This is a genomic window from Gemmatimonadota bacterium, from assembly GCA_009835325.1.
Lineage (GTDB): Bacteria > JAAXHH01 > JAAXHH01 > JAAXHH01 > JAAXHH01 > JAAXHH01.
The window spans coordinates 1-11,608 of record VXWP01000004.1; the positions used below are offsets into that span (position 1 = coordinate 1).

Consider the following 11,608-nt stretch of genomic DNA (forward strand, 5'->3'; position numbering starts at 1 on the left):
GATTACCAATCTCAATTCGCTTGATTCCTTTTACATTGTTTATACCCAGTTATGCGTCCCACCTACACCTGAATTCGAGACGTGGCTGCATTCAATACGGGATACGTATTTCAGTAGATGTGAAAGGCCGGATACTGAACGGGACGTACTAGTAACACTGTACGAGTCGACAGACGGACCGAACTGGACCGACAGTGCGAACTGGTTAAGTAGCAAATCTTTAGATCAGTGGTTCGGTATTGTTACCAATGCCTCGGGACGCGTCGAGCAGTTGACCCTCGACAACAACAATCTGTCCGGTAGAATCCCGGATGAACTCGGCCAGTTCGAAAGCTTGCGCGTACTAGATATCTCCAACAATCCTTCATTGAAGGGACAGTTACCCGTCCAGCTTAGAAACCTTTCCCTTGAAGTGCTGAAGTTTGAAGGTACAAACCTCTGTGTACCTGGGAGCAGTGAGTTTTCCAGGTGGCTATCGGGCATACCCGAGTTGGGTAATTATGCTTTCTGCCAATACACTGTAGAGCATGACCGGGAAGTGCTGGTAGCATTCTTCCATGCAACAGACGGGCCCAATTGGAACAACAATTCGAACTGGCTGAGCGACGCCCCATTGAGTGACTGGTTTGGCGTGTATACAGACAACTCTGACGGACGGGTAAAACATCTCGACTTGATTAGAAACAATCTTTCCGGTACGCTTCCACCTGCGTTGGGGAGGTTAAGTAAACTCAATGGTTTGCAGGTGTTTGATAACAAAATCTCGGGTCGTATTCCGGCTGAATTAGGCCAACTTACTGATCTGGAAATTTTAAACCTGGCATCAAACAATTTGACGGGCAACATCCCTGCAGAACTAGGAAACCTGGTTAAACTGCGTTCTTTAAACCTCCATGGAAATCAACTCACCGGAAACATCCCTGCCGAACTGGGTCATCTTAGCCAACTGTACTATATTGACCTCTCTGTAAACCAGTTGACCGGAGGTATCCCAGCTTCTCTGGGCCAATTGAAGAATATCAGTATTCTGTCATTTCGTGAAAACCGGTTGACAGGTCTAATCCCTCCCGAACTGGGGGATATTAACAACCCTAATCTCGAACAACTCGACCTGAGTTGGAATGCACTGACCGGCAATATACCTCCTGAACTGGGTCAACTTTCTCATTTGAGATATAACTTGACTCTCGGTCCAAATAGATTGTCCGGCAGCATTCCCCCTGAACTGGGGAATCTTACAAATCTTGCATGGTTGGACCTCCAGGGTAACCTGCTCACTGGCCGTATACCGCCTGAACTCGGGAACATGATCGCACTCAAACAACTCTGGCTCAACACAAACGAGCTTTCAGGCCGTATACCAGCCGAGCTAGGTAAACTGACTGAATTAGTCGATCTATCCCTGCAATACAACCAATTGTCCGGGGAATTACCTCCCGAGCTTGGATACCTGACGAATCTCAAGACGCTTGATGTAAGAGAAAACGCTGAACTGACCGGACCGATACCACGAACGATGACCGGAATCGAATTGGCCAGTTTCAATCTGAGTGGGACCCAGCTCTGTGCGCCGGCTGATCGTGATTTCCTTGACTGGTTCGAAGGCGTGGGAGGCAACGGCGAAGCCGCGCGTTGCGGTGGTCCGAACGCGCCTGACGTTGTCGTCTATCTCATGCAGGCGGTGCAGTCTCCCACGCGCCAGGTTTCCCTGGTAGAGGGAGAACCCGCCCTGGTGCGTGTGTTCCTTGCCACGCAGGAGGTGGTAACCAACAATCCCGCGGTCCGGGTGGTTTTCTTTCAAGATGGCACCGAGGTGAAAGTCGTGGATTTCCCGGGAGGGCCATCGAAGATCCCCATTCAGATTGACGAAAGCTCTCTGGAGCTTTCAGCGCATGTACCCGCCTCGATCATCAACCCGGGCCTCGAAATAGTGGTTGAGATCGATGTCGACGGAAGGCTGGACGTCGAATCAGGTATAGACATGCGCGTACCTGAAACGGGAAGAATGGCCATCGACGTACGCTCCGTGCCTCCCCTGGACCTTACCCTGGTGCCCTTGCTGTGGATTGAGAATCCCGATCACACGACCGTGACATCCACCGAGGGCCTGACGGAGAACGACGATATCTTCAGGTGGACGCGCGATCTGCTGCCCGTGAAGGAACTTAATGTCTCCGTACGAGAGCCTCTTTATTCGTCTTTGGAAATAGTCGAGAGCAATAACGAGTCTCTACTCGCCGAAGTCGAGGCGGCACGGCTCCTGGACGGTGCGAACGGTCATTACATGGGAATTTGGAACGTGGAAGAGGCAGGTATCGCGTTTGTTCCTGGTTTCGACAGCATTTCGTTGTTGGACGGTAAAATCATGGCACACGAACTGGGACATAACATGAGCCTGTTACATGCTCCTTGCGGCGGCGCCGGTCTGGTGGATGCTCGATTTCCCAACTCGGACGGTTCCATCGGAGTCTGGGGATATGATCATGTCAACGGCGAGTTGATCGCTCCTTCATCGCCTGATATCATGGGATACTGCTTTGAAAACGCATGGATAGGCGACTTTCATTTCAGGAACGCGTTTAACTACCGTGTGCGTGAGGAGAGAACCCTTGCTGCCGCAGCTTCAGAAGTCCGGACGAGATCCCTGCTGATCTGGGGCGGTCTGGACAGAAACGGAGACTTAACGCTCGAACCGGCCTTCGTTGTCGATGCGCCTTCGTCCCTTCCTCCCGCTGGAGGTCCATATGCGCTCACGGGCGAAGATGCATTCGGCAATGCGTTGTTTACGCTGAACTTCACCATGAACGAGATCGCCCATGGCGAGGGCGGTAGATTCGCATTCACCATTCCCGTAGAGGCCAACTGGTCCAATCGGCTGGCCAGCGTGGTACTGGCGGGACCCGAAGGCAACGCGGAGATAACGCGCGAAAGCGGTAGAACCGCTGCACTGTTACTGGATCAGTCAACCGGACGGGTGAGAGGCATCCTGCGGGATTGGCCGGAGCCGGGGGAATCAGCGGTATCGGCACGCTCCGTCTTGCCGGAATCGGGAATTGAGGTTCTGGTCAGTCCAGGAATCCCCGCCCCTTCGGACTGGTAGCAGGCAATAAAATACCCCACACAGGCGAGCATAAGTATTTTTAGGAGAACCTGTTCGGAACAGTGGTTGTCCCCCCGGGCAGTTCTGACGTCCTCCGTTCTGGTGAGGCATGCCATCGATACCCGGAGCAGGATTCCCTATGGTATAGCAAAGGTTCTTTTAAAATGACTTTGCTGGAAACCTGTGTGAGGTAACAGTCATTATACCTGACACGGCGCGGACCTGCAAGTGTTTTTGAATTTCAGCAGGGATTGCCGTCAGGTTTTGTCGTCAGGTCTTGCGCTTCTTCTTCTTGGCCGCGGGAAAGAGGACGTTGTTCAGGATGAGCCGGTAACCTGGGGAGTTCTTGTGGAGGGCGAGATTGGTCGGCGGATCGCCCACCAGGTGCTCCTCGTCCTCCGGATCGTGCCCCCCGTAGAAGGTGTACGTTCCCATCCCGTAGTTGCCGTGGAGGTACTTGACGTGGTCGGTCCCGGCCTCCTCCGCGAGGACGACCACGGTGCGCTTGAGCACGTCGCGGTGGAAGGAAGTGGACAGGCCGTAGAAGCCGGCGATGTAGTTTACGTGGTTCTGCGTGAGCATGGTGGGCACCGGGTCGTACTTGGCCGAGAAATCGAAGAGGGTGAAGGGTCCGGTCAGTACCTTTCCGGCATTTACCTGGTTCACGTCGATGTTGGAGAACGAACCGACGAGCGGGTTCAGCTGCAACGTGAAGTCCTCGAAGGCGAAAGTCTGGCCGAAGTCCAGCCTGGACTGGGCATCCGGATCGACGGGAGTGTGGTCGTATTCCGGCGCCACGATGTCGGTGTGGACCGAGGCCAGCGCGATCTCCAGGGTTTCCGTCGCCGCGCACATGGCGAAGACAAACCCGCCGTTCCCCACGTAGGACTTTATTCCCTGCGCCACGGCCTTCTTGGCCTCCGCGACCGTCGGATACCCCAGGCTACGCGCCAGGGCCTCGTCGGTGGCCTGCTGCTGCCGGTACCAGGGCGTGCGGTGATAGCTGTAGAACTTGCTGTACTGCCCGGTGAAATCCTCGTGGTGCAGGTGCAGCCAGTCGTATTGCTTCAACGTTCCGTCCAGCACCTCCTGGTCGAAGATCTTGCCGTAGGGCACCTCGGCGTATTCCAGCGCCAGGGTCACGGCATCGTCCCACGGCCGCTGGTCGGGCCGGGTGTATACGGCGATTTCGGGCGCTTTTTCGAGCAGCACCCGGTCCATGTTGTTTTCCTCGATGTGGGCGTAGATCCGGACCAGGTCCGCGCCGTCGATCACCTGGAAGCTCACGCCCCGCAGGTGGCAGGACCGCACGCGGTCGGCCGTGGGGTCCATGACGAAGGACCCGCCGCGGTAGTTCAGCAGCCATTCGACGGTATAACCCTGCTCCAGGGCCTGAAAGGCGATGCCGTAGGCCTTGAGATGGTCCTGCTGCTCCAGGTCCATGAAGATGAGCATCTTCTGGGCACTGGCGGGGGTCGGCAGGAGGAAAAGCAGTGAGAACAGAAAGGTTAGACGACGCATGTATTATCGTTTGGGATGATAGCAGGATGGACCGGAAGGACGATACTTTGAGTCGTCATGCTAGCGAGGATCGTCTGACGGCCAGGGAACCTCGACGCTCTGGATGGTCGACTCGGTTGAACTAGGCATGAAATGGATGATTTCCTTGCCTGTATCCATATTCAGGTCCGGCCCCACGGGATTCGGACCTCCCTGCTCGTCCAGAAAGTCCAGATAACGTTCTATCGCAGGTATCGTCCGATCGCGGGCTTCCTCGAACGTAGGCGCATTGCTGTGGATACCGGGCAATGCAGGGCAGAACGCATGGAACTGTTCGCCGTCGGATTCTATGACAACGGTAACTCTGGTCTTCATGGTTATCTTCTCTTCGATTGCGCGGATCGTGCGGGCCGTGCTGACCATGCGGCCCGGTGGAACAGCTTATAGTCACCGTCCGCTGGTTAAAATATGACCCGGTCTGTCCGCATGGTCAACGTCATTTACAGACCCTGATATACGGAATAGTCTGAGCGTGAACTATAATCTAGCGTCCGGTGCGACAAAAAATCCCGTGCGATAAAACCTCAGGCGTCCTGGTCGCCGTGCAACGCATCCAGGTTGTCCACGTACTTGTGCCCGCTGCCCGTATTGAAGAGCACGACCCGGTCGGACTGGTCGATGCGTCCCAGTGCGATCATCTTCCGCAGTCCGGCCAGCACGGCGCCGCCTTCGGGCGCCGCAAAGATGCCCTCGCATGCCCCGATCTCCCGCACGCCGCGCACCATGTCGCCGTCGGGAACGGCCACCGCGTCTCCAAAGCTCTCCCGGATCGCGGCCAGCATCAATTTGTCCCCCACGGCGGCGGGCACGCGCAGCCCGCTGGCGAGCGTGCGGGCGTTCTCCCATTCCGGGGCGTCCGGCCACTTCTGTTCCCAGGCCCGGACGATGGGCTGGCAGCCGGCGGCCTGCACCGCGACCATGCGGGGCCGTTCCGGTCCGATCCACCCGAGGGCTTCCATCTCGGAGAAGGCCTTCCACATGCCGATCAGTCCGGTCCCGCCTCCCGCCGGGTAGAGGATCGCGTCCGGCAGGACCCATCCGCACTGTTCGGCCAGTTCGTACCCCATGGTCTTCTTGCCCTCCACGCGGTAGGGCTCCTTCAGGGTGGAGACGTCGAACCAGCCCTCGGCGTCCTTCCGCGCGGCCACAAGCTTCCCGCAATCCGTGATCAAGCCGTCCACGAGTTCCACCGACGCGCCGTGGGCCCGGCACTCCACGATGAAGGGCCGGGGCGTGTCCCGGGGCATGAAGACGTGCACGGGGAGGCCCGACCTGGCGCCGTAGGCCGACAGCGCGCCCGCCGCGTTGCCGGCGGAGGGTATGGCCAGGGACTCCGCCCCCAGCTCCAGGGCGCGGGACACGGCCATGGCCAGGCCCCGGGCCTTGAACGAGCCGGTGGGGTTGACGGATTCGTCCTTGATGTAGAGCTCGTCCATGCCCAGCCGTTCACCCAGGCGCCGGGCGTGCATCAGGGGCGTGCCGCCCTCGCCCAGGGTGACGATGGCCGACGGGTCTTGCACGGGGAGCATCTCGCGGTAGCGCCACAGGGTCGGTTCGCGCATCGCCAGGACGTCCGGGGTCAATGCCTTTCCCGCTTCTTCGGTGTCGTATCGGGCGAGCAGCGGCCGGCCGCAGTCGGGGCACAGGTTCCGCAACCGGTCCGACGGCAGCCGTTTGCCGCAGTCGCTGCATTCCAGGTCGATGAGAAAGTTCATGTGAGTCACCGTCAGTGAGGTTGTTGTGTCTCCGCGGCCCGGAGCGCCGGACGGCCCTCGACTCCTTCTCACAGGTCGAAGAACAGCCCGATGCCCGCGTAGTCGTCCTCCAGGTGATGAAACTGTCCGTGTTCGCTGCGGCCCCCGTGGTATACGAAGGCGAGGCGAAGGCCCCGTGAAGCCTCGTTGTGAAACAGCAGGCCCGCATGGGCCGTGCGGTTGATGGAGATGTCCCCGTCCCGGAACAGTCGCACGTCGCAGGCCAGGTAGGCCCGGGTTGCGCCGCCCTCGCCCGCGAGGGGCCGGAAGACCAGTTCGGCGCCGCCCTGTACCCGCCACCGCCGCACGTCCGGGATGGCGTGGTTCGACCACCGCAGGCTGCCGTAGACGCGGGCGGAACCGATCGCGGAACCGATGGCGGACCCTGTCGTAAAGCGCGTCTCGCGAGCGACGTACAGCGTGAAGTACTCCCGGCTGTAGGTCATGGCCCGCATGGCCCGGACCGCCTGGTCCGCCTGGTCCGCCTGGTCCACGTGGCGCGGCCCGCCGTACCCGACGTACCCGTCGGCCAGGTGGGCGCTCACGTGGGCGTATTCGAACCGCCCGGTGTACCGGTCGTTGCCCAGGTCTGCGTGGAAGCCGATCAGGTAGTCGGCGGTCTCGAGGGGGAAGGTCGTTCCCGACCGGCGCAGCTTCGAGAAGACGCCGGCATGGATCCCGGTCCTGAACCGCAGCCCGTTGTTCCCGTCCCACGCATAGTCGGCGGCCTCCCAGGAACCGCCGATGTCGCCGTTCAACCTGTCACCCAGGTTGGACGTAACCGCTAGGCGCGCCTCGGTCGGGTCGGCCAGCAGCGGGCGGAACAGCCGCTGCTGCGGGGCGGCGAAGCGCCAGGTCCCGCCGGATGCGTCCGCCGCGTCAACGGCCGGGCTGACGGCGAGGTACAGAAGACCCATGCCGGCGAACCACGGGAACCTTCGCAGGATAGCGGAAATAAACGCCATGATATCAACGGGTTAGGAACGATAGAGCAAAGTCGGGCCGCGTCGTGGTGAAATCCGGATTCTTAGGATTCAGAGCGTACCGATGATAGGATGGGACACACCCGGTGTCAAGACATCTGTACCTGCCGCAAACCCCGATGGAACGGGCATATCGGGCGTGGCCGGCTACGGGAATGTCCTTGACACCGACCGGTTGAGGCCGTTAGTTTGAGGATTCTTGAAAAATCCATGCATCGATGAACGGGAGACAGGCAACAGTGCCGCGTAACCTGAACAGCTTCGGTGCCCGCGCCGCATTGAACGCGGGCGGAAGCGCCAGTACCTACTACTCGCTTTCAAGGGCCGAGGAAGGCGGCGCCGGAGACATATCGCGTCTTCCCTTTTCCCTCAAGGTCATGGTGGAAAACCTGCTGCGCCACGAAGATGGCGTGTCGGTTTGCGCTGAAGATGTGGCCGCCGTCGCCGGAAGCGTAGAGGGCGGACCCTCCGAAAGGGAGATCGCCTTCCGCCCTGCGCGGGTGCTGATGCAGGACTTCACGGGTGTGCCGGCCGTCGTCGACCTGGCCGCCATGCGGGACGCCATCCGGAAACTGGGCGGCGCGGCCGACCGCATCAATCCCCTGCAGGACGTGGACCTGGTCATCGACCACTCCGTACAGGTGGACGAGTTCGGTTCCCGCCGCGCCTTCGCGGCCAACGTGGACCGCGAGTTCGACCGGAATCTGGAGCGGTACCGCTTCCTCAAGTGGGGACAGCAGGCCTTCGACAACTTCCGCGTCGTCCCACCCGGCACGGGCATCGTGCACCAGGTCAACCTCGAGTACCTGGCCAAGGTGGTCTTCGCCCGGGAGCGGGACGGCGAATCGATCGCCTATCCCGACACCCTGGTGGGGACGGACTCCCATACGACCATGATCAATGGGCTCGGCGTGGTCGGCTGGGGCGTGGGCGGCATCGAGGCGGAAGCGGCCATGCTCGGCCAGCCGGTGTCGATGCTCATCCCGTCCGTGGTGGGGTTCAGGATGACCGGCGCCCTCCCGGCCGGGGCCACGGCGACGGATCTGGTCCTGACGGTGACCCAGATGCTCCGGGCACACGGCGTCGTCGGCAAGTTTGTCGAATTCCACGGTCCCGGGCTGGACAGCCTGTCCCTGCCCGACCGGGCCACCATCGCCAACATGGCCCCCGAATACGGGGCCACCGTGGGGTTCTTTCCGGTGGACGAAGAGACACTGTCCTACATGGAACTGACCGGCCGCGACGCGGGCGAGATCGAACTGACGGAAGCCTATACGAAGGCGCAGGGCCTGTTCCGGACATCCGGCACCCCCGACCCGGTCTTCTCCGACACCCTGGAACTCGACCTCGGCACCGTCGAACCGAGCATGGCGGGCCCCCGCAGGCCCCAGGACCGCGTATCGCTGTCCAGCGTCAAGCCGTCGTTCCGCAAGGAACTGGCCGCCATGCTGGCCGACGAGAACCCGGACCTGTCCGACGAGACCGTCGAGCAGTGGGTGGACGGCAACGGACACGCGCCCGGCGAGATGGGCACACTGACGAAAAAAACGCCTGTCGACATGGGTGGATCGTCCTTCAATCTGGGACACGGCTCGGTGGTGATCGCGGCGATCACCAGCTGCACGAACACGTCCAACCCGGCCGTGCTCGCGGCCGCCGGCGTCCTGGCGAAGAAGGCCGTCGAACGGGGCCTGTCCACCCAACCCTGGGTGAAGACCAGCCTTGCGCCGGGCTCGCAGGTCGTGACCCGGTACCTGGAAGACATGGGCCTGCTTTCCTACCTGGAGCAGCTCCGGTTCCACGTCGTGGGCTACGGCTGCACGACCTGCATCGGCAACAGCGGCCCCGTGCCCGCTCCCATCGGCGACGCGGTGCGGGAGTCCGACCTGGTCGCTGCCGCTGTGCTGAGCGGCAACCGGAATTTCGAAGGCCGCGTGAACCCCATCGTAAAGGCCAATTACCTGGCCTCGCCGCCGCTCGTGGTGGCCTACGCCCTGGCCGGACGCATGGACGTGGACCTGTACAACGAGCCCATCGGAACCGATCCGAAGGGCGACGACGTCTACCTCCGCGAGATCTGGCCCACGCCCGGGGAAGTCCGGGAGGCCGTGCGCGCCTCCGTGCGCCGGGAGATGTTCCAGTCGATCTACGCCGACGTCTTCACGGGCGACGACCGCTGGGCGGAACTGGCCGCGACGGGCGACGAGTCCTATGCCTGGGACGACGTCTCCACGTACGTCAAGCTTCCGCCCTACTTCGACGATATGTCGATGGCGCCCGGCGAAATCACGGACATCCGGGGCGCCCGCGTGCTGGCGGTGCTCGGCGATTCCGTCACGACGGACCACATTTCGCCGGCCGGTTCGATCCAGGCCGACAGCCCCGCGGGCCGGTACCTGGTCGAGCGCGGCGTGGCGCCGAAGGACTTCAACTCATACGGGGCGCGGCGGGGCAACCACGAAGTCATGATGCGGGGCACCTTCGCCAACATCCGGCTGCGCAACCGCCTGGCGCCGGGCACGGAGGGCGGCTGGACGAAGACCGCGCCCGACGGCGAACCGGTCGCCATCTACGATGCCGCCATGGCCTACCGCGCGTCGGATACCCCGCTGATCGTGATCGCCGGCAAGGAATACGGATCCGGCTCGTCCCGGGACTGGGCCGCCAAGGGGCCCAACCTCCTCGGCGTCCGGGCCGTGATCGTGGAAAGCTACGAACGCATTCATCGCAGCAACCTTATCGGCATGGGGATCCTGCCCCTCCAGTTCGAGGAGGGGGACAGCGCCGAATCGCTCGGCCTGACCGGTTTCGAGACCTACGACGTCGAGGGGATCGAGGGCGGCATCGCCCCCCGGCAGCGCGTCCGTGTCCGCGTGACCGCCGCGGACGGCGCCACGAGAACACTTAACACCATCGTGCGTATCGACACCCCGGTCGAGGTGGAATACTACCGCCACGGCGGCATTCTGCAATATGTGCTGCGGGGGTTGTTGGAGGGTTGAGAAGCGCGGCTATCCGGCGGGAGGGCAAAGGAGCATAGCGGCCCGCGCCGCATTAAGCGAAGATTACGAACCGGCCAGCGCCGGTATTGAAAAAGGGAAATCGGCCCGTACGCGCGGGACGGTTTCCCGAAACTTTTGGAGGCAATGCGTACCATGGGAATCAGAGTAGGGATCAACGGGTTCGGCCGCATCGGCCGCATGGTCTTCCGGGCCATGACGGAGCGGACCGGGTTCGACGTGGTCGCCATCAACGACCTGACCGACAACGCGACGCTGGCGCACCTGCTGAAATTCGACTCTGTCCACGGGCGGTACGATCATCCGGTGGAGGCTGTGAACGGCGGGCTCGCGGTGAATGGAAGCAAGATCGAGATCGTCTCCGAACGGGACCCGGCGAACCTGCCCTGGGGCGACCGCGGCGTGGACCTGGTGGTGGAGTCCACCGGTATCTTCACCGACGGGGAACAGGCCTCGGCCCACCTGTCGGCCGGGGCGAAGAAGGTGCTGATCTCCGCGCCGGCGACCAACGTGGACGCGACCATCGTCATGGGCGTGAACGACGGCATCCTGAACGACGGGCACCGCGTGGTCTCCAACGCCTCCTGCACCACCAACTGCCTCGCTCCCATGGTGTCCGTGCTGCACGAGCACTTCGGCGTCGTCCGCGGTTCCATGACCACGGTACACGCCTACACCAGTGACCAGCAGATCATCGACTTCGCCCATAGTGACCCCCGGCGCGCCCGATCGGCGGCCCTGTCCATGATCCCCACGAGCACCGGCGCGGCCAAAGCCATCGGCGAGGTGATCCCGGAGCTCAACGGACGGCTGAACGGCATGGCCGTCCGCGTCCCCGTCCCTGACGGCTCCCTCACGGATTTCGTAGCCCAGGTCGACCGCGTGCCCACGGCAGCCGAAGTCAACGCCGCCTACGCGGCCGCCGCGGAGGGCCCCCTCGAAGGCATCCTCGAGTACTGCGAAGACCCCATCGTCTCCGTCGACATCGTGCACAACCCCGCCTCGTGCATCTTCGACGCTGAGCTGACCATGATCATCGACGACAACCTCGTCAAGATCTGCGGCTGGTACGACAACGAATGGGGCTACTCCAACCGCTGCGTAGACCTGCTGGAGCGGCTGGCGAGGGTGTGACGATGTAAGGTGCGACCCGGAAACATCCTGCCTTGGTCTACACCGGCCATCCACATC

6 protein-coding genes and 1 pseudogene are annotated in these 11,608 nt (G+C 61.6%); 3 read left to right on the plus strand and 4 right to left on the minus strand.

Annotated features, from left to right (window positions below; genetic code table 11):
* Window positions 1-271: 271 nt before the first annotated feature.
* The gene (locus tag F4Z81_00350; protein MXW03498.1) at window positions 272-3,100 is read left to right on the plus strand and encodes a hypothetical protein; all 2,829 of its coding nucleotides are present in this window, start codon (window positions 272-274) and stop codon (window positions 3,098-3,100) included.
* 270 nt (window positions 3,101-3,370) lie between these two features.
* On the opposite strand, the gene F4Z81_00355 is transcribed toward F4Z81_00350, so the two are convergent.
* The 4 genes and pseudogenes from F4Z81_00355 to F4Z81_00370 form a co-directional block, all read right to left on the minus strand.
* Entirely contained in the window at window positions 3,371-4,621 is a 1,251-nt protein-coding gene (locus F4Z81_00355; GenBank protein ID MXW03499.1) for an asparagine synthetase B, read from the minus strand.
* A 195-nt stretch (window positions 4,622-4,816) separates the two neighbouring features.
* Window positions 4,817-4,975: pseudogene (locus tag F4Z81_00360) on the minus strand (type II toxin-antitoxin system HicB family antitoxin).
* Window positions 4,976-5,184: 209 nt separating this feature from the next.
* Window positions 5,185-6,375 carry a threonine synthase gene (locus F4Z81_00365; GenBank protein ID MXW03500.1) on the minus strand — a complete coding sequence of 397 codons (1,191 nt, stop codon included), beginning with the start codon at window positions 6,373-6,375 and terminating at the stop codon, window positions 5,185-5,187.
* Window positions 6,376-6,443: 68 nt separating this feature from the next.
* Window positions 6,444-7,379 (minus strand): DUF1207 domain-containing protein, encoded by a 936-nt coding sequence (locus F4Z81_00370; GenBank protein MXW03501.1) that lies wholly within the window; start codon window positions 7,377-7,379, stop codon window positions 6,444-6,446.
* A gap of 236 nt (window positions 7,380-7,615) precedes the next feature.
* Between F4Z81_00370 and acnA the strand changes: the two genes are divergently transcribed.
* On the plus strand, window positions 7,616-10,399 hold the full coding sequence (gene acnA, locus F4Z81_00375; protein ID MXW03502.1) for an aconitate hydratase AcnA: 2,784 nt from the start codon (window positions 7,616-7,618) through the stop codon (window positions 10,397-10,399).
* Between the two features lie 153 nt (window positions 10,400-10,552).
* On the plus strand, window positions 10,553-11,551 hold the full coding sequence (gene gap / locus F4Z81_00380; GenBank protein ID MXW03503.1) for a type I glyceraldehyde-3-phosphate dehydrogenase: 999 nt from the start codon (window positions 10,553-10,555) through the stop codon (window positions 11,549-11,551).
* The last annotated feature ends 57 nt before the right edge of the window (window positions 11,552-11,608 follow it).

What these genes read in the sequence shown, in the direction of transcription:
- acnA (MXW03502.1), top strand. Translation starts at nt 7,616, where the DNA reads ATGAACGGGAGACAGGCAACAGTGCCGCGTAACCTGAACAGCTTCGGT.
- F4Z81_00370 (MXW03501.1), bottom strand. Translation starts at nt 7,379, where the DNA reads ATGGCGTTTATTTCCGCTATCCTGCGAAGGTTCCCGTGGTTCGCCGGC.
- F4Z81_00365 (MXW03500.1), bottom strand. Translation starts at nt 6,375, where the DNA reads ATGAACTTTCTCATCGACCTGGAATGCAGCGACTGCGGCAAACGGCTG.
- gap (MXW03503.1), top strand. Translation starts at nt 10,553, where the DNA reads ATGGGAATCAGAGTAGGGATCAACGGGTTCGGCCGCATCGGCCGCATG.
- F4Z81_00355 (MXW03499.1), bottom strand. Translation starts at nt 4,621, where the DNA reads ATGCGTCGTCTAACCTTTCTGTTCTCACTGCTTTTCCTCCTGCCGACC.